The sequence below is a fragment of the Psychrobacter sp. YP14 genome, assembly GCF_003209315.1.
In the GTDB taxonomy this organism is placed as follows: Bacteria; Pseudomonadota; Gammaproteobacteria; order Pseudomonadales; family Moraxellaceae; genus Psychrobacter; species Psychrobacter raelei.
The window spans coordinates 2,234,953-2,256,409 of record NZ_CP029789.1; the positions used below are offsets into that span (position 1 = coordinate 2,234,953).

7 protein-coding genes are annotated in these 21,457 nt (G+C 45.6%); 2 read left to right on the forward strand and 5 right to left on the reverse strand.

The features are described from left to right. Window positions 1-134: 134 nt before the first annotated feature. The 5 genes from DLE54_RS09170 to DLE54_RS09190 form a co-directional block, all read right to left on the reverse strand. Window positions 135-12,026: a transferrin-binding protein-like solute binding protein gene (locus DLE54_RS09170; protein ID WP_110816946.1), complete on the reverse strand. Its 11,892-nt coding sequence runs from the start codon at window positions 12,024-12,026 to the stop codon at window positions 135-137. Between the two features lie 214 nt (window positions 12,027-12,240). After that, a complete protein-coding gene (locus tag DLE54_RS09175; RefSeq protein ID WP_110816947.1) occupies window positions 12,241-13,707 on the reverse strand; it encodes a transferrin-binding protein-like solute binding protein in 1,467 nt (488 codons plus the stop codon). A gap of 320 nt (window positions 13,708-14,027) precedes the next feature. Then, window positions 14,028-15,572, reverse strand: coding sequence for a hypothetical protein (locus DLE54_RS09180; RefSeq protein ID WP_110816948.1), 1,545 nt, complete (start codon window positions 15,570-15,572; stop codon window positions 14,028-14,030). Between the two features lie 295 nt (window positions 15,573-15,867). Then, window positions 15,868-17,427, reverse strand: coding sequence for an outer membrane protein transport protein (locus tag DLE54_RS09185; protein WP_110816949.1), 1,560 nt, complete (start codon window positions 17,425-17,427; stop codon window positions 15,868-15,870). A 377-nt stretch (window positions 17,428-17,804) separates the two neighbouring features. After that, entirely contained in the window at window positions 17,805-18,056 is a 252-nt protein-coding gene (locus DLE54_RS09190; RefSeq protein ID WP_011961163.1) for a SlyX family protein, read from the reverse strand. Window positions 18,057-18,223: 167 nt separating this feature from the next. Here DLE54_RS09190 and DLE54_RS09195 point away from each other — a divergent pair, with 167 nt between their 5' ends. Then, window positions 18,224-20,185 carry an ATP-binding cassette domain-containing protein gene (locus tag DLE54_RS09195; protein WP_110816950.1) on the forward strand — a complete coding sequence of 654 codons (1,962 nt, stop codon included), beginning with the start codon at window positions 18,224-18,226 and terminating at the stop codon, window positions 20,183-20,185. Between the two features lie 253 nt (window positions 20,186-20,438). Continuing rightward, complete coding sequence (locus DLE54_RS09200; RefSeq protein ID WP_049751110.1) at window positions 20,439-21,425, forward strand: lipid A biosynthesis acyltransferase; 987 nt, start codon at window positions 20,439-20,441, stop codon at window positions 21,423-21,425. Window positions 21,426-21,457 lie beyond the last annotated feature (32 nt).

The window sequence follows — 21,457 nt, forward strand, 5'->3', positions numbered from 1 at the left end:
ATCGATATTGACAATAAAGTCAACTTATTAAACAGACTTATCAGTGAAATTAATAAACGTAGCTGCTCTTTTTAATTAACCCAAAAAAAGCGCCCCTATTAGGACGCTTTTTTTAAATCACCTTACTATAACTTTTATTTTACTGGTTGCTTTTCAGCACCAAAAGTACCTTGGAACTTAGTGCCTGTGCCTGGAGTAGTACCTTTACCACCTGTTACAGAAGCATCTTGGTAAATACCCCCTAGGAACTGTGCATCATCACCGTAGAAGCCACCAGCAGTATCGATACCGTTTACGTTTCCTGCAAAAGTATTGCCGTTGATGGCCGCTTCAATACCAATCTTATTACCTTCTGGCATATATTTGAATTTACCGTCAAAGGCAAGCTCACCTTTCACAGATTTATTGACAAAGTCAACATTGAAGTTTGAAGTACCGTTTACTGGTTCAAAACCTGTATTGCCATCGCCTAAATGAATGTTCTCAATATATGTCGCGTTACCGGCGTATTGTGCTTTACCCTCATTAACTTGCTTTAAGTAATCAATGTCTGCTTGGTTAGTTAAATGACCTTGAGCATAGACGTTAGCAACACGTGATAAATCACCGACAAAGCCTGAGTTGATAACACCATATACATGACCCACTTGCATTTGTGTATCAAAACTTTCATATACTGATTTATAGTTGAAGTTAGGGTTTAGTGAGCCTTTACCCGCTTCTACTTTGATACTACCAGTACTACCAGATTTACCTAATGACACCTCCAATGGCTTTTGGACTGACTCTGGCTTCACCATATCAGCACGTACTGACAACTTATCAAAGGCAGTAAAATTATCACCATCTTTTGTATCTACAGGAACTAATGAGCCATCTTTATTAACCAAATCAGCTTGGTTGCCTGACCAGTTTGATTTGTCGTCACGGATAGCCACATAGCCAATTGCATCGTCTAAAACAACATTAGCAATAGCAATATTTTTAGCGACACTACTTAATGCAGTTGATTGGAAACCAGTCATTTCAGTATCAGGGGCAACGTCTGGGTTAACAGGTGCATTTGGATCAACTGGCTCTGTCACTGGTTTGACTCTTTCAGCACCATAAGTACCTTCAGCACCATTACCTTCGTAAATACCGCCTAGATAGTCAGCACCTTTACCAAAGAATCCGCCAGACGTATTGATACCGTTAACATTACCTGTGAAATTATTACCGTCAATATCCGCAGCAATAGTAACGTTTTTACCAGCATTGAAGGTTAATGTACCATCAACTGACTTCTTAACAAAATCAACATCAAACTTCGACTTGCCATTGACATCAAGATTATCACCTTCTTTGTAAGTCGCTACACCAGTATATTCGGCTTTACCGTCTGTGGTTTCTTTACCATCTGCCAGTTTTTGCAAATCACCTAAGTTAGTTGCATTGCCTTTAACATACACGTTAGCAAGCTCACCCCTATCATAAGTTCTTCTGACCTGACCTGACACATGACCGATCTGCATCTGATCATCAAAGTTATTGTAAACAGAAGTGTAGTTATAAGTACTTTGAACTGGCGTTCCAAGTGCATTTTTACCTAGTACAGCAACTGATCCAGTATGTGACTTAAATCCATTATCTAAACTGGTATCATTTGCACCTTTTAAATCAACCACAATTGGAGAAGCAATGATATTCTCATTCAGTTCATGAGTACGTAATACTAACTTGTCATAACCTGTTGTATAACTATCAACAAGATGCTGCTTATCGTTATATTGTGTATGCTGTACACCTGAAATTGCAGAGTCTGGCTCATCAAACTGATTGGCTAACTCTTCAGCTGCATCAGCTCTTGCTTGAGCTTCTGCCGCCGCCGCCTCTGCTTCCGCTTGAGCAGTCAGGGCGTCTTGCTTCTCTTTATTAGCCGCTTCAGTATCTTTTGCTGCTTGCTCAGCAGCTGCTTTAGCTTTTTCTGCTTCCGCTTTAGCTGCATCTGCTGCTGTATTGGCTTCAGCAACCAATCGGTCTGCTTCCGCTTTGGCTTCTCCAATAGCCTTCTCTGCTGCTTTCTGTGCCGCTACTAAAGCATCTTCTGCTGACTTTTGTGCTGCTTTAGCGGTTGCTTCAGCTTCTTTAGCAGCTTGCTCAGCTGCTTGTGCAGCAATAGCGACCTGTTCAGCTGCTGCTCTAGCCTCCTCTGCTAAGCGTAATTCTTCTAATGCAGCCGCTAGACCGCCATCACCGCCAGTACCAGCATTGGCTAGTGCTTCTTGAGCTTTTTCTAACGCTGCTTGCGCTTTCTCTGCAGCCGCTTTTGCATCAGCCGCTGCTTTTTGCGCCGCGTCTGCCTTAGCTTGCTCTGCTGCTATTGCTTTTTGCGCGGCATCTGCTGCGGCTTGAGCGTCTGCTGCTGCTTGCTCTGCTGCAGTTTGCTTGTCAGATTTCGCACCATAAGTACCTTGAGCACCATTACCTTCATACACACCACCTAGGTACTGGGCATCACCACCATAGAAACCACCCTCAGTTGCGTAGCCTGCATTATCTGCTGCTGCACCTGAGAATTGGTTACCGTCAATACCTGCTTTTAGAGCAATGTCTCCTGCATTAGCAAAGCTTAAGTTACCCTCTAGACTCTTATTAACAAAGTCTGCGGTAAATACAGATGAACCAAATTCAATGTCGTTACCAATACCCATCTGACGATAGGTCGCATCTCCGGTATAACCTGCTGTGCCCTCTGTCGGCATATTCTCAGCTTTGGTCGCGTTACCAATAACCGCTGCACCATTTACTGGCAATTCAAGACCACTAAACACCGCTTTACCATCAATGTGGCCAATGCGCATGTCATCGCCAAAGTCCTTATACGTTGAGGTGTAAGTTAGTGGTAGCTCTTGACCTAACGCACCAACAACGGCACTGTCTTCGTGCGCTTTAAAGCCATTTGTACCAGCAATATCTGCATCATTATCGCCTGAAATAGTCACTGGTACTTGACCTAATAGTCCAGGTTTATCAGGAGTAGCTGGGTCTTGTGAAGCCAGATCAGCTCGGGCAACAACGCTAGTGCTATCTGCTTCAAAGTCGCGTGTGGTTGTTTTAAAGACTTTACCAAGTGGTACAACGTCTACGTTTAAGGTCTGTACACCACTCTTCGCTGATTCAGGGGCATTCTTAATCTTAGCCGCTTCGGCTGCATCAGTCGCTGCTTGTAGTGCTGCTTGAGCATCTTCAACTTGCTTCTGTGCCGCTGCGATTGCTGCTGCTGAAGCTTGCTGCGCTGCTGCGGCTTTGCCATTGGCTGCTTCTAGAGCCGCTTGTCTACGATCTACTTCTGCTTGTAACGCTTCTGTGTTGCCGCCGCCACTTGCTAGGGCATCAGCTAAGGCTTGCTCTGCTGCTTCTAGATCTTTTTGAGCTTGCGCTAACTCTGATTTAGCCGTCTCTGCTTCTTTCTGAGCAGCTTCCGCTTTCGCTTTTTCTGATGCTGCTAATTCATTGGCGGCATCGGCGTCAGCTTTCGCTTTAACGGCTTCTGCTTCTGCTTTTTCTTTCTGTTTGTTCGCTTCAGCAACTAAAACACCTGCATCTGTCTTCGCTTTTTCAGCGGCAACATTGGCTGCATCAGCATCTGCTTTCGCGATCTTAGCTGCTTCGTTAGCAGCTTCTGCTTCTGCTTTAGCTTCAGCAACTAACTGTTCAGCTTTTGCTTTAGCCTCACCCACTGCTTTATCGGCTGCGGCTTGAGCCGCTGCTTGTGCACTTTCTGCAGCAGCTTTCGCTTCTTCAGCTGCCTTTTGTGCTGCTTGTGCTTTGGTTGCTAACTCTTCGGCTGCAGCTTGTGCCGCTTCGGCTGCTTCTACGCGTGCTAGGGCATCCGCTAAACCGCCGTCACCGCCACTACCCGCATTTGCTAAGGCGTCTTGAGCTTTCTCTAATGCTGCTTGTGCTTTCGCTGCATCCGCTTTCGCTTTCTCTGCTGCTGCCTGTGCTGCTTGCGCTTTTGCTTGCTCTGCTGCTATTGCTTTTTGTGCTGCATCTGCTGCTGCTTGTGCGTCTACGGCTGCTTGTTCTGCTGCAGTTTGCTTGTCAGATTTCGCACCATAAGTACCTTGAGCACCATTACCTTCATACACACCACCTAGGTACTGGGCGTCACCACCGTAGAAACCACCCTCAGTTGCGTAGCCTGCGTTGTCTGCTGCGCCACCTGAAAACTTATTGCCGCTGATGCTCGCTTTAAGATTAATATCACCCGCTTTGGCAAAGCTTAGTTTGCCATCTAGTGCTTTTTTCACAAAGTCTGCGGTAAATACAGATGAACCAAATTCAATGGCGTTACCAAGACCTAACTTACGATGGGTGGCATCACCGGTATAACCTACTGTACCTTCGGTTGGCATGTTCTCAGCTTTGGTCGCGTTACCAATAACCGCTGCACCATTTACTGGCAATTCAAGACCACTAAACACCGCTTTACCATCAATGTGGCCAATGCGCATGTCATCGCCAAAGTCCTTATACGTTGAGGTGTAAGTTAGTGGTAGCTCTTGACCTAACGCACCAACAACGGCGCTGTCTTCGTGCGCTTTAAAGCCATTTGTACCAGCAATATCTGCATCATTACCACCTGAAATAGTCACTGGTACTTGACCTAATAGTCCAGGTTTATCAGGAGTAGCTGGGTCTTGTGAAGCCAGATCAGCTCGGGCAACAACGCTAGTGCTATCTGCTTCAAAGTCGCGTGTGGTTGTTTTAAAGACTTTACCAAGTGGTACAACGTCTACGTTTAAGGTCTGTACACCACTCTTCGCTGATTCAGGGGCATTCTTAATCTCTGCCGCTGCTGCTGCATTGTTTGCTGCTTGTAGTGCTGCTTGAGCATCTTCAACTTGCTTCTGTGCCGCTGCGATTGCTGCTGCTGAAGCTTGCTGCGCTGCTGCAGCTTTGTCATTGGCCGCATCAAGTGCTGCTTGTCTACGATCCACTTCTGCTTGGAGCGCTTCTGTGTTACCGCCGCCACTTGCTAGAGCGTCAGCTAAGGCTTGATCTGCTGCTTCTAAATCCTTTTGAGCTTGTGCTAACTCTGATTTAGCCGTCTCTGCTTCTTTCTGAGCAGCTTCCGCTTTCGCTTTTTCTGATGCTGCTAGATTGTTGGCGGCATCGGCGTCAGCTTTAGCTTTAACGGCTTCTGCTTCTGCTTTTTCTTTCTGTTTGTTCGCTTCAGCAACTAAAACACCTGCATCTGTCTTCGCTTTTTCAGCGGCAACATTGGCTGCATCAGCATCTGCTTTCGCGATCTTAGCTGCTTCGTTAGCAGCTTCTGCTTCTGCTTTAGCTTCAGCAACTAACTGTTCAGCTTTTGCTTTAGCCTCACCCACTGCTTTATCGGCTGCGGCTTGAGCCGCTGCTTGTGCACTTTCTGCAGCAGCTTTCGCTTCTTCAGCTGCCTTTTGTGCTGCTTGTGCTTTGGTTGCTAACTCTTCGGCTGCAGCTTGTGCCGCTTCGGCTGCTTCTACGCGTGCTAGGGCATCCGCTAAACCGCCGTCACCACCACTACCCGCATTTGCTAAGGCGTCTTGAGCTTTCTCTAATGCTGCTTGTGCTTTCGCTGCATCCGCTTTCGCTTTCTCTGCTGCTGCCTGTGCTGCTTGCGCTTTTGCTTGCTCTGCTGCTATTGCTTTTTGTGCTGCATCTGCTGCTGCTTGTGCCTCTACGGCTGCTTGTTCTGCTGCAGTTTGCTTGTCAGATTTCGCACCATAAGTACCTTGAGCACCATTACCTTCATACACACCACCTAGGTACTGGGCGTCACCACCGTAGAAACCACCTTCAGTTGCGTAGCCTGCGTTGTCTGCTGCGCCACCTGAAAACTTATTGCCGCTGATGCTCGCTTTAAGATTAATATCACCCGCTTTGGCAAAGCTTAGTTTGCCATCTAGTGCTTTTTTCACAAAGTCTGCGGTAAATACAGATGAACCAAATTCAATGGCGTTACCAAGACCTAACTTACGATGGGTGGCATCACCGGTATAACCTACTGTACCTTCGGTTGGCATGTTCTCAGCTTTGGTCGCGTTACCAATAACCGCTGCACCATTTACTGGCAATTCAAGACCACTAAACACCGCTTTACCATCAATGTGGCCAATGCGCATGTCATCGCCAAAGTCCTTATACGTTGAGGTGTAAGTTAGTGGTAGCTCTTGACCTAACGCACCAACAACGGCGCTGTCTTCGTGCGCTTTAAAGCCATTTGTACCAGCAATATCTGCATCATTACCACCTGAAATAGTCACTGGTACTTGACCTAATAGTCCAGGTTTATCAGGAGTAGCTGGGTCTTGTGAAGCCAGATCAGCTCGGGCAACAACGCTAGTGCTATCTGCTTCAAAGTCACGTGTGGTTGTTTTAAAGACTTTACCAAGTGGTACAACGTCTACGTTTAAGGTCTGTACACCACTCTTCGCTGATTCAGGGGCATTCTTAATCTTAGCCGCTTCGGCTGCATCAGTCGCTGCTTGTAGTGCTGCTTGAGCATCTTCAACTTGCTTCTGTGCCGCTGCGATTGCTGCTGCTGAAGCTTGCTGCGCTGCTGCAGCTTTGTCATTGGCCGCATCAAGTGCTGCTTGTCTACGATCCACTTCTGCTTGGAGCGCTTCTGTGTTACCGCCGCCACTTGCTAGAGCGTCAGCTAAGGCTTGATCTGCTGCTTCTAAATCCTTTTGAGCTTGTGCTAACTCTGATTTAGCCGTCTCTGCTTCTTTCTGAGCAGCTTCCGCTTTCGCTTTTTCTGATGCTGCTAGATTGTTGGCGGCATCGGCGTCAGCTTTAGCTTTAACGGCTTCTGCTTCTGCTTTTTCTTTCTGTTTGTTCGCTTCAGCAACTAAAACACCTGCATCTGTCTTCGCTTTTTCAGCGGCAACATTGGCTGCATCAGCATCTGCTTTCGCGATCTTAGCTGCTTCGTTAGCAGCTTCTGCTTCTGCTTTAGCTTCAGCAACTAACTGTTCAGCTTTTGCTTTAGCCTCACCCACTGCTTTATCGGCTGCGGCTTGAGCCGCTGCTTGTGCACTTTCTGCAGCAGCTTTCGCTTCTTCAGCTGCCTTTTGTGCTGCTTGTGCTTTGGTTGCTAACTCTTCGGCTGCAGCTTGTGCCGCTTCGGCTGCTTCTACGCGTGCTAGGGCATCCGCTAAACCGCCGTCACCACCACTACCCGCATTTGCTAAGGCGTCTTGAGCTTTCTCTAATGCTGCTTGTGCTTTCGCTGCATCCGCTTTCGCTTTCTCTGCTGCTGCCTGTGCTGCTTGCGCTTTTGCTTGCTCTGCTGCTATTGCTTTTTGTGCTGCATCTGCTGCTGCTTGTGCGTCTACGGCTGCTTGTTCTGCTGCAGTTTGCTTGTCAGATTTCGCACCATAAGTACCTTGAGCACCATTACCTTCATACACACCACCTAGGTACTGGGCGTCACCACCGTAGAAACCACCCTCAGTTGCGTAGCCTGCGTTGTCTGCTGCGCCACCTGAAAACTTATTGCCGCTGATGCTCGCTTTAAGATTAATATCACCCGCTTTGGCAAAGCTTAGTTTGCCATCTAGTGCTTTTTTCACAAAGTCTGCGGTAAATACAGATGAACCAAATTCAATGGCGTTACCAAGACCTAACTTACGATGGGTGGCATCACCGGTATAACCTACTGTACCTTCGGTTGGCATGTTCTCAGCTTTGGTCGCGTTACCAATAACCGCTGCACCATTTACTGGCAATTCAAGACCACTAAACACCGCTTTACCATCAATGTGGCCAATGCGCATGTCATCGCCAAAGTCCTTATACGTTGAGGTGTAAGTTAGTGGTAGCTCTTGACCTAACGCACCAACAACGGCGCTGTCTTCGTGCGCTTTAAAGCCATTTGTACCAGCAATATCTGCATCATTACCACCTGAAATAGTCACTGGTACTTGACCTAATAGTCCAGGTTTATCAGGAGTAGCTGGGTCTTGTGAAGCCAGATCAGCTCGGGCAACAACGCTAGTGCTATCTGCTTCAAAGTCACGTGTGGTTGTTTTAAAGACTTTACCAAGTGGTACAACGTCTACGTTTAAGGTCTGTACACCACTCTTCGCTGATTCAGGGGCATTCTTAATCTCTGCCGCTGCTGCTGCATTGTTTGCTGCTTGTAGTGCTGCTTGAGCATCTTCAACTTGCTTCTGTGCCGCTGCGATTGCTGCTGCTGAAGCTTGCTGCGCTGCTGCAGCTTTGTCATTGGCCGCATCAAGTGCTGCTTGTCTACGATCCACTTCTGCTTGGAGCGCTTCTGTGTTACCGCCGCCACTTGCTAGAGCGTCAGCTAAGGCTTGATCTGCTGCTTCTAAATCCTTTTGAGCTTGTGCTAACTCTGATTTAGCCGTCTCTGCTTCTTTCTGAGCAGCTTCCGCTTTGGCTTTCTCTGATGCTGCTAGATTGTTGGCGGCATCGGCGTCAGCTTTAGCTTTAACGGCTTCTGCTTCTGCTTTTTCTTTCTGTTTGTTCGCTTCAGCAACTAAAACACCTGCATCTGTCTTCGCTTTTTCAGCGGCAACATTGGCTGCATCAGCATCTGCTTTCGCGATCTTAGCTGCTTCGTTAGCAGCTTCTGCTTCTGCTTTAGCTTCAGCAACTAACTGTTCAGCTTTTGCTTTAGCCTCACCCACTGCTTTATCGGCTGCGGCTTGAGCCGCTGCTTGTGCACTTTCTGCAGCAGCTTTCGCTTCTTCAGCTGCCTTTTGTGCTGCTTGTGCTTTGGTTGCTAACTCTTCGGCTGCAGCTTGTGCCGCTTCGGCTGCTTCTACGCGTGCTAGGGCATCCGCTAAACCGCCGTCACCACCACTACCCGCATTTGCTAAGGCGTCTTGAGCTTTCTCTAATGCTGCTTGTGCTTTCGCTGCATCCGCTTTCGCTTTCTCTGCTGCTGCCTGTGCTGCTTGCGCTTTTGCTTGCTCTGCTGCTATTGCTTTTTGTGCTGCATCTGCTGCTGCTTGTGCGTCTACGGCTGCTTGTTCTGCTGCAGTTTGCTTGTCAGATTTCGCACCATAAGTACCTTGAGCACCATTACCTTCATACACACCACCTAGGTACTGGGCGTCACCACCGTAGAAACCACCCTCAGTTGCGTAGCCTGCGTTGTCTGCTGCGCCACCTGAAAACTTATTGCCGCTGATGCTCGCTTTAAGATTAATATCACCCGCTTTGGCAAAGCTTAGTTTGCCATCTAGTGCTTTTTTCACAAAGTCTGCGGTAAATACAGATGAACCAAATTCAATGGCGTTACCAAGACCTAACTTACGATGGGTGGCATCACCGGTATAACCTACTGTACCTTCGGTTGGCATGTTCTCAGCTTTGGTCGCGTTACCAATAACCGCTGCACCGTTAACTGGCAATTCAAGACCACTAAACACCGCTTTACCATCAATGTGGCCAATGCGCATGTCATCGCCAAAGTCCTTATACGTTGAGGTGTAAGTTAGTGGTAGCTCTTGACCTAACGCACCAACAACGGCGCTGTCTTCATGAGACTTAAAGCCATTGGTTCCAGCAATATCTGCATCATTATCACCTGAAATGGTCACTGGAACCTGACCTAATAAGCCATCACCTGCGCCTGGTGCTGATTCTGAGGCCAGATCAGCTCGGGCAACAACGCTAGTGCCATCTGCGTCAAAGTCGCGTGTGGTTGTTTTAAAGACTTTACCAAGTGGTACAACGTCTACGTTTAAGGTCTGTACACCACTCTTCGCTGATTCAGGGGCATTCTTAATTTGTGCCGCTGCTAATGCATCTTGGGCATCTTTTGCTGCTTGGTTAGCCGCTGCTATTTGAGCCTCGGCGGCTGCGGTTGCTGCTGCTGAAGCTTGCTGCGCTGCTGCAGCTTTGTCATTGGCCGCATCAAGTGCCGCTTGTCTACGATCCACTTCTGCTTGGAGCGCTTCTGTGTTACCGCCGCCACTTGCTAGAGCATCAGCTAAGGCTTGTTCTGCTGCCTCTAGATCTTTTTGAGCTTGCGCTAACTCTGATTTAGCCGTCTCTGCTTCTTTCTGAGCAGCTTCCGCTTTGGCTTTCTCTGATGCTGCTAGATTGTTGGCGGCATCGGCGTCAGCTTTAGCTTTAACGGCTTCTGCTTCTGCTTTGTCTGCACGGTCTTTAGCATCTTGAACCGCAATGTCAGCGTCTGCTTTAGCTTTATCAGCGTCTGCTTTAGCTTTGGCTGCTGCTGCTTTGGCATCAGCCAGTTGTTTTTCTGCTGCCTCTACACGCTTATCTGCTTCAGCTTTCGCTTCACCTACTGCTTTTTCTGCAGCAGATTTTTCTGCAGCTAGAGCATTCTCTGCCGCTTTTTTTGCTGCTTCAGCTTTAGATGCTGCTAATTCTGCAGCAGCTTTAGCTGCTTCAGCTGCTTGCCTAGCTTTATCAGCAGCTTCAGCTTCGGCTAGAGCATCTTTTAAAGCATCAGAACCACCTGCATTTTCAGCTTTTTCTTTAGCTTTATCGGCTTCAGCCTGTGCCTTATCCGCAGCAGCTTTGGCTTGTACAGCATTAGCTTTAGCTTTTTCTGCTTCTACTTTTAAAGCTTCAATTTCTTTTTGCACCGCATCTGCTGCTGCTTGAGCATCTGCTGCTGCTTGCTCTGCTGCAGTTTGCTTGTCAGATTTCGCACCATAAGTACCTTGAGCACCATTACCTTCATACACACCACCTAGGTACTGGGCGTCACCACCGTAGAAACCACCTTCAGTTGCGTAGCCTGCGTTGTCTGCTGCGCCACCTGAAAACTTATTGCCGCTGATGTTCGCTTTAAGATTAATATCACCCGCTTTGGCAAAGCTTAGTTTGCCATCTAGTGCTTTTTTCACAAAGTCTGCGGTAAATACAGATGAACCAAATTCAATGGCGTTACCAAGACCTAACTTACGATGGGTGGCATCACCAGTATAACCTACTGTACCTTCGGTTGGCATGTTCTCAGCTTTGGTCGCGTTACCAATAACCGCTGCACCATTTACTGGCAATTCAAGACCACTAAACACCGCTTTACCATCAATGTGGCCAATGCGCATGTCATCGCCAAAGTCCTTATACGTTGAGGTGTAAGTTAGTGGTAGCTCTTGACCTAACGCACCAACAACGGCGCTGTCTTCATGAGACTTAAAGCCATTGGTTCCAGCAATATCTGCATCATTATCGCCTGAAATAGTCACTGGTACTTGACCTAATAGTCCAGGTTTATCAGGAGTAGCTGGGTCTTGTGAAGCCAGATCAGCTCGGGCAACAACGCTAGTGCTATCTGCTTCAAAGTCGCGTGTGGTTGTTTTAAAGACTTTACCAAGTGGTACAACGTCTACGTTTAAGGTCTGTACACCACTCTTCGCTGATTCAGGGGCATTCTTAATCTGGGCATTATCTTTGGCATTTTGTGCAGCATCTATAATATCCTGAGCAGCTTTTTGTTTAGCTTCAGCTGCGGCAATAGCCTCTTGAGCCGCTTTTTCTTTAGCCACCGCTGCCTTAGCAGCCTCTTCAGCTGCTGCTGCTTTAGCTTCCGCGATGGCCTCTAATTGTTCTGAATTACCACTGCCACCAGCATTTTGTGCCTCTTCTAACTCCTGTTTTAACTTTTCAGCTTCTGCTTTTGCGGCAGCAGCTTCCTGTTGAGCTTTTTGGGCTTCTGCTCTTGCATCATCTAAATCTTTTAAAGCCTGCTGCAGCTCTGCATCAGTTGCTTCACCGCCGGTTCCATTACCGGTTTCGCTACCGTTTCCATTACCGGTTTCGCCACCGTTTCCATTACCGGTTCCAGGATTAGAAGGAATATCTGAAGGCGCTGTATAATAGGAAGTAGAACTACCATCAGAACCACAAGAAGCTAAGATTAGTGTAGTTAGAATAACCACACTGGCTTTTAAAGGTGTTTTTAACTTTTTTGAAGTATATAGATTTTTTGCAGTAGAAATAGCTGAGCTGTTTGATATTGAATGACTGATAGGTGACATTCGTCTTCCTCCATGAAGATTATGAGGTTTTCCATAATTGATATTCTCACTTGTTTATATAGTACAATGTAGCTAATAATAAGGTACATATGTTTACTGAATTTAAACAAGCACTTTAGTTAGATTACAATAGTGACCTAAAAAAAACAAACAAAAAAAGTATCTAACGATACTTTTTTTGTTTCAAATAGTTAATGTAGGCTAAACTTACTACTTACTGTTTAGTTGCGCCAAAAGTACCTTGGAATTTGGTTCCAGTACCTGGAGTCGTACCTTTACCGCCCTCCACTGAAGCGTCTTGATAAATACCACCTAAGAACTTAGCATCTTCACCATAGAAACCACCTGCGGTATCAATCCCATTTGCCTTTCCTGCAAAGGTATTACCGTCAATGGTCGCTTCAATGTCAATCTTATTACCTGCTGGCATATATTTAAAGTCACCGTCAAAGGCAAGCTCACCTTTCACTAAGTTATTGACAAAGTCGACATTAAAGCTTGATGACCCATTAACTGGCTCAAATGCTCCGGTATCACCTAAGTGAATGTTCTCAATGTATGTCGCATTACCTGCATAGCTCGCTTTACCATCGTTAACTTGCTTTAAGTAGTCGATGTCAGCTTGATTCGTTAAGTGACCTTGGACAAAGACGTTGGCGACTCTCGATAAGTCTCCCACAAAGCTTGAGTTAATATGACCGTAGACATGACCCACTTGCATTTGCTGATCAAAGGTTTCATAAACGGCACTGTAGTTTAAGTCTGGATTTAAGCCACCTTTACCTGCTTCAACAACGATGCTTTCAGGAGTTGATAAAGAAATGTCCATTGATTCTTGAACAGATTCTGGCTTCACCATATCTGCTCGTACTGACAAGCTATCAAATGAGGTAAAGTTATCACCATCCTGAGTATCTTCTGGGATTAATGTACCATCTTTATTAACTAAATCACCTTGATTACCTGACCAGTTCGATTTGTCATTACGAATGGTGACATAACCAATTGCATTATCCAGCTGACCTGCACCAAACGGTAAGGTGCGTTCTTTACTACTTAATGCAGTCGATTGGAAGCCCGTCATTGCGCTATCAGCTGCTACGTCTGGGTTAACGGGTACTGGTGTAGGCTCAGGTGTCGGCTCTGGCGTTGGCTCTGGCGTTGGCTCTGGCGTTGGCGTTGGTGTAGGCGTTGGCGTTGGTGTAGGCGTTGGCTCTGGCGTTGGCGTTGGCGTTGGTGTAGGCGTTGGTGTAGGCGTTGGCACTGGCGTTGGCGTAGGCGTTGGCGTAGGCGTTGGCGTTGGCGTTGGCGTTGGCGTTGGTGTAGGCGTAGGCGTTGGCGTTGGCGTTGGTGTAGGCGTTGGTGTAGGCGTAGGCGTAGGCGTAGGCGTTGGCGTAGGCGTTGGTGTAGGCGTAGGCGTTGGCGTAGGCGTTGGCGTAGGCGTTGGCGTAGGCGTTGGTGTAGGCGTAGGCGTAGGCGTTGGCGTTGGTGTAGGCGTTGGCGTAGGCGTACCTGGGCTACTAGGAACCTCAGAAGGAGAGGTATAATAAGAGGTTGAGCTACTGTCTAGTCCACAGGAAGCCAGAATAACTGTGGTTAGTAAAAAAACACTCGCTTTAAGCGGTGTTTGTAGTTTTTTTGCCGTGGTGCTGTTCAGCACAGAATAATTCATTGGTGACATTCATCTTCCTCCATGAAGATTAGGTATAATCCACTATTTCGTTTGGTTCAAATAAATCGAAATGAAATACTAACTTCGTTTATTTCTACCTTTTATATTAGGCAGACTTAATACCACAAGTCAATTATTTTTAGAATAGGTAATCTGTACAACTAAAATAAGTTGAATTAAATAACATGCTTTATTGTGGCTTAAGGCTTATGCATTAAGGGATAGCGCTCTTTTATTAAGCGGACACTTAATAAATAATAAATTGTAAGCAAATAAAAAAGCAGCCCCATCAGAGCTGCTTTTTTTATAAGAGATAATAAGTTTTGTGATTATTTGTCCTGATAAGACAGTTTAACGCCTACAATGTACCCATCATTATCTTTAAAGTTTGAAACAACCTCACGACTTGGTAATGATCCTTTTGCGTCTCCAAACCACAAATACTTACCACCAGCCGATACAGCCCAATTTTTGGTTAAGTCATATTTGGCACCAAGCCCCACACTATAATAACCCTCAATAGGGCCTAATGAAGAAGTTGGGTCACCAGCGCCACTGTCCCAACCGACTGAACCAGATACAGCTAAGTTATCAGCCAGCCGTTTACCTAAGCCTAATTCTACTTGCCATTGATCGTCACTATAATTAACTAAAGGTAAATTGGACGCTTTATTATAAAGTGGTGGCACAATAGAGAAGTCGCTCCATGGCACATAACGGATCTTAGCTGTGGCTAATGTGGTGGGGTTAATACCTGTCTGGAAATCAAAGTTGAAAGAGTCAGGTGTCTTTACTTTAAAATTACTAAAAGCTTCTGGATTTTGACCTACAATAGCCAATGCTGGGAAACTTTCGGCGACCGTTAATGAGTGTTCGATTTCAGATCGATATGTCAATGCCGCTTTCAGAGCAATTTCTGGCTTACTATAAGAAACCCCTATTAAATAACCATAGTCAATATCAGGAGAAATATGGGCAGTATAACCAGCAGCTTGCTTGTAAGCATCGCCTTTTAATCTAACATCAGCTTTAAGGCGTTGCGCTACAGGACCACCATAAACCTGAAATTCATTATTAGCACCAAACTTTGCCCCGCCAATTACAGATAGATTATTAGAACGAACTTCTACATTTGTGGCTCCATCAATACTTAATAGATTAGCAACTGCATCTCTAGCATTTTCAGATGTGGCAGCATCTGATTTATTAGATTGTAGAAGTTGTTGTGCAGTAGCAAGTACTTCTGGACTTAGGGATTGACCTATAGCACCTAATGTGGCCTCTGTGTTAGTTAGTGTCTCATTAGTTTGATTTATGATGCCGTTGTACTTCTCTAAAGAAGGTGCCGCAGCTAATTCTTTATAACTATCGAGGGTACTATTTAGACCCGCTAGAGCAGTATTATATACTACGGCATCCAAACCTTGTGGATTCTGGCTGGATTGTAAGCCCTGAACGGTCTCAATTTTATTTTCTGTATTAGCAATGGCCTGCTGAGCAATTTTCTGAATAGCCCCTGCCCCAGTCATATTTGCTACACCAGTAAAATTATTATCGCCTCTATATTTAGCCGATGCCCCCCAAGGCTCATCATAAAGCACACCCACACTGAATCTATCATTCACATCGGTCTTTACGCCATAGCGAAAAAAGTCATAGCCTTCCGCTATATCTCCAGTTTTATTACCTGAATTATCCACACCTGAAACATCAGCATCTACATAGGTATAAACCGCTTCAGCGTAAGTACCATCTTGCAAGAATGCTGAAACATCTTGCCCTGAGCGATCAAGGCCGGCAGCGTGTGTTAAAGAAGCTAGGGGTAATGTTAAAAGAGCAAGCGTCAGCTTAGAGATAGGGAATTTGTGTAACATATTGGGAATTCTCCATGAAAGTTATTGGCTCTATGCTATCTGTTTATAAAATAGCGATGAGAGTCGCAGGCAATCCTGTGCCAAATGTGTATATATTATTAACATACTGATAAAAAATATTTAATATATGTAAAAATACGTAATTCTTGTAATAAGGATAGTGAAAATAAGTATTTATAGCAACACTTGTTTTAGTAATTTATCAAAAAACATAAAAAAGCAGCCTAAGGCTGCTTTTTTATGGCTTATCTAAGCAAAGCTGGCTGCTTAGAAATACGACGTTTTACTATAAATATTATTTATCTTGATAAGACAGTTTTACACCCAAGATAAAGCCATCATTGTCTTTAAAATCACTTACGATATTGCCATTTGGAATCTGACCTTTGGCATCACCAAACCATAGGTATTTACCACCGGCTGAAATGGCCCAGTTTTCATCAAGATTATATTTAGCACCAGCACCTACGCTATAGTAGCCCTCAATAGGACCTAAAGAAGTGGTAGGATCACCAGAGCCGCTGTCCCATCCAATAGTTCCTGAAATGGCTAGATTGGGTTGTAGACGTTTTGCTAAGCCTAATTCAACAACCCACTGGTCATCATCATAATCCACTAGATTTAAACCCTTAGGTCCATAATCAAACTGTGATGCGGCGTTATACAAAGGAGGTGTAATTTTGAAGTCACCCCAAGGCACCCAGCGCACTTTGGCTGTTGCTAGTGTTGTTGGGTTAATACCGGTTTGGAAATCAAAGTTCACAGACTCAGGAGTGGTGATTTCCATTTTATTAGCCTGATTTGGTGGCACGCCACGCAAGGCCGCTAAAGGTAAATACTCACTAGCTGTCACCTCATGATCAATCTCTGAGCGATAGGTTAAAGATGCTTTTAATGCAATCTCAGGCTTACTATATTGCAGACCTGCGATCCAACCATAGTCAATATCTGGATTAACATTTAAATCGTAGCCCGTTGCGGTTTCATAAGCATTACCACGTAATTTTACTTTGGCTTTTAAGCGCTGGGCAACCGGACCACCATAGATCTGGTAATTGTTATTTTGACCGAACTTCATGCCTAATAAACCGGTTAAGCTTTCAGAGCGCACCTCAACTTCTGTCGCCTCTGTGTTCGCAAGAGCGGTATCTAATACCCCTTCTAAGCCTCTCAAGCGTTGATAGTTTGCTTGTCCTTCTGCAAGCGCCTGCTCACTTTCAGTAACCAGCTGCTGAAAAGCGGCAAAACTATCTATATCTGGTCGACCTAATTGTGCTGCTGTCTGTGCCACTTGTTGATCAATCGCTGCTATCGGCGCGCCACTTGCAATGGCCGCGTCAAGTTGCTGCTCAAAGCCTTGCAAAGTTGCTAGCTGTTGTTGACCTGCTGCCAATCTATCCGGTGTTGCATTTACAAAGTTTTTGAACTGCTCAACGTTGTTAACGCCTATATTATCAGCTTCAGGTGCACCATTACCTAAACGTGATGAGATAAGGCTATCTGCTACTCGACTTGGTGAGCCCACAAAGTCATTATTACCATGGTAATCAGCAGCTGCGCCCCAAGGCTCGTCATATAACACACCAATACTGAATTTATTATCTATATCTGTTTTTACACCATAACGGAAGAAGTCATAATCCTCAGCAATATCTTTTACTTTATTGCCTGCAGCATCACGGCCGGTTACATCGGCATCGATGTAAGTATAAACAGCTTCTGCATAGGTGCCATCTTGGAAAAACGCAGTGGTATCTTGACCTGAACGATCAAGGCCTGCTGCTTGAGCAACGCTTGCAACTGAGAAAGCCGCTATGGCAGTAACGAGGGGTTTAATAGTAAAGGATGAGCGCATTTATTTCTCCAAAAATTCCATTTATAGGATGGGCACTTGAGCTTTATGATTAGGCTTCTCATTAAATATGAGGTCATAAAACAGGGATGGACACTGACTATCGTTGGGTTACTTATTACCTACCGAACAATCAGTTATCGGCAATACTACTTAACTAAGAAATGAATTGCAACACTTTGATATATTTATACTTATTGTTTTAACAATTTTTTGGAGACCCTAAAGGAAATAAATTTTTGGTGTTTATGGTGTTATTTTTTTGAGACAAACCGGTTTTATAAGGCTTAAGACAAGGCCGTAGCGGTGCAATAAAAGCTATGCAAAAAGGTCATTATCTTTATTATGACCAGGGAGTCTTTAATATTTTTTAGGAGGGTTTAATAGTGGGGCGGAACTTCAGAGGCAGCATCAAAGGGGGCAATGCCTGAATCGATCTGACGGCTGAGCTGTGCATAGACCAATTGCAACTGACGCTGCATGTCTTGTAGCTGCTTATCTTGCTTAGTCACCACTGTATCTAAGCTATCTATGGTCAACTCCATATAAGCCACGTGAGACTGTAAGTCAGCTATCTGCTGCTGTAGGCTTTGATAAATGGGATCGGTCTGAACAACATTAGGCTTTGACATGGTAATGGCTTTTTTTGTGAATCAATTGTTTAGAAGTTAACAAATGGGTATAGAGACAAGGGCGAAGTCAATTAATCTCAAGCGGCAGTATTGACAGGTTATGATTTGTTGCCTGCATGATATACTGTGCTTAATTTTAGCATGTAGCACACGGTGATAATACAGTTATGGCACTTATTAATTTAAAAAACATCCACTTAGCCTTCGGCGTCGCGCCCATTCTTGATGGCATCGACTTAAGCATTGAGGCGGGTGAGCGCGTCTGTTTGATTGGCCGTAATGGCGAGGGAAAGTCTACTTTATTTAAGCTCATCGATGGACGCATTGTTCCTGACAGTGGTGAGGTGGTTATTAACAGCAGCGTCAAGGTGGCAATGCTTGAGCAAGACGTGCCCGAAACCAGTGGGCGCATTTTAGACATTGTTATGGGCGGCGACAAAAAAACCGCAGAGCTGCTCATTGCTTATAACCAAAAGGCCGATGCTTGCGCGTCAGGGGACATGACAGCATGTGAGGCTATGTCAGACTTGCAGCATGATATTGATGCGGCACATGGTTGGGATTTAGAGCGTGAAGCACGCCAAATCATTACCACTATGGGGCTAGATCCTGAAGATGACTTATCCTCCTTATCAGGCGGCCGTAAACGCCGTGTACTTCTTGCCCGCTCTTTGGTGACTAAGCCGGATATTTTGCTACTTGATGAGCCAACCAACCACTTAGATGTGGCCAGTATCGAATGGCTAGAACAGTTCTTAAAAGACTGGCAAGGTCTTACCCTGCTTTTTGTCACCCACGATAGGGCTTTTGTTGATAAGTTAGCGACTCGTATTATTGAGTTAGACCGCGGCAAGCTCAGCAGCTATGACGTGACCCAAGGCGCTGGCGGTTACGCACGCTATCAAGAGCTAAAAGAGCAGCAATTGATCGCCGAAGAGAAAAACAATGCCAATTTCGATAAAAAACTCGCTCAAGAAGAGGTATGGATTCGCCAAGGCATTAAAGCACGCCGTACCCGTAATGAAGGGCGTGTACGTGAGCTAAAACAGTTGCGAGAAGAGCGCAAACAACGCCGTGAACAAGTAGGCAATGTCAACATCACCATGACCAGCGGCGATAAGAGCGGGAAGCTTGTGTGTAAAGTGAAAGACCTACATCTTGAATATGATGGTAATGTATTGGTCGATAACTTTACCACCACAATCGTGCGTGGTGACAAAATCGGTATTATTGGACCAAATGGCGCGGGTAAAACTACCCTGATTAAAGCCATCTTAGATATGTCTGATGATGAGGTTATCCAAACTGGCAGCGTAACTTTGGGCACCAATTTACAGATTGCTTTTTTCGATCAGTTGCGTGATCAATTAGATCTTGAGGCCAGTGTGGCTCAAAACGTCTCTGAAGGTTCAGACTTCATTGAAGTCGGTGGCAAAAAAACCCATATTATGAGCTACTTACAAGATTTCTTATTTGCACCAGAGCGGGCACGTACCCCCGTAAAAGCCTTGTCGGGTGGTGAGCGTAACCGCGTGCTTCTGGCCAAGCAGCTGTTAAAGCCTGCCAACATTCTGGTGCTTGATGAGCCGACCAACGACTTGGATATGGCCACCCTTGAGTTATTAGAAGAATCGGTTGCCAGCTTCAATGGCACTATCCTTCTTATCAGCCATGACCGTGCTTTTATGGATAACGTGGTGACCTCTACTTGGGTCTTTGATAAGGACGAAGCAGGCAAAGGCATCGTTAAAGAATACGTCGGCGGCTATCAAGATTACTTGGTTCAAAAACAGCGCGAAGACAGCTTTGCCAGCAAAAACCCGAGCGCTAAAGTCGAGGCCGAAAAAAAACCTGTTAAAGTGGCACAGCCTACATCTAATAATACTGATGACAAAGCGACAACAGCCCCCAAACGTAAGCTTAGCTATAATGAGCAGCGTGAACTTGACGCCTTACCCAAGCAAATTGCTGAGCTTGAAAAAGAGCAAAATCAGCTGCAACAAAAATTGGCCGACGGCTCGTGGTTTACCACGGACTTAGAAGCTGCCACTGCTGCCAGTGAAAGACTGTCAGAGATCGATGAAGCGCTCATGGCCAAATTAGAGCGTTGGGATGAGCTAGACAGCTAACTGCCGCAAGCTCATTGTCCGCAAAGCAAGTCCTTAATGAGTTAATATGACTGATTCCAATACCCCCACTCCCAATCCAAAAAAACAGGAGTCTAATAAGATTCCTGTTGTTACTTCTGTGCAGCAGTTTGACCCCAAACAAAGCGCGCACGCCTCGCCTGCTGAGACCTCTGTGGCTCAATCTGTTAACAGCTCGGTTAACCAGACCAGTGACAAGGCAGCAGGATCAAAGGCGCTGCCTATTCCTGCTGGGATGCCAAGCATTACTGATAACCATAAGCAGGCACATATAGCAGATAAGAAGCCTTTTAAGTGGCAGTTTTTATTGCCTCAGTACTGGCTGATCTGGCTCATGCTGGCTTTATTTTTGTTGCTGATGTATCTGCCTCTACGCTATCAATTTTGGATAGGTCGTAAGCTGGGTATCATCCTCTATCATCTGCTACAAGGTCGACGTAGGGATACCTTGGTGAACTTAAGATTGGCCTTTCCTGAAAAAATGGAGGCTGAGCGTGAACGTATGGCAAAGCAGGTCTTCGTCAATCAAGGCATTGGTATCTTCGAAACCTTGTGTGCTTGGCTGCGCCCGAATGTGTTTATGCGTACCTTTTCTATTTCAGGGCTTCAGCACTTAGTGCAAGCTCAGCAGCAAGGTAGAGCGGTGTTGTTATTAGGCGCTCACTATACCATGTTGGATTTGGGTGGCCGTTTGTTTACGCAGTTTGCTGCCACTGACTGTGTGTATCGTCCACAAAACAATCCACTGCTTGACTGGTTCATTTATAATGGTCGCCGCAATATTTTTGATGAGCAGATTGATCACAGCGATATGCGCAAACTGGTAAACCGTATTAAGCTTGGTAAAATTATCTGGTACTCCCCTGATCAAGATTACGGCTTAAAGCATGGGGTTATGGCACCCTTTTTTGGCGTACCTGCTGCCACCGTTACTGCGCCTAGACGACTGGCAAAACTGGGCAAGAAGTCTACTCCCCCAGCCGTCATGGCTTTACATACTTACCGTCAGACGCCAGATAATATGCCAAAAGGTAAGCGTCCGCATTACCACCTTACTATTACACCGATAATAGACGGCTATCCCTCAGCTGATGAAGTCGCTGATGCTACTCGTATCAATGAGGTATTAGAGAGTCTTATTCGTATTGACCCCACCCAGTGGATGTGGTTTCACAAGCGTTATAAAAATACGCCTAATGGCCGCAGTGACTACTATCGTTGATTGACACCGATTCATTCAGTCAGACATCTAAG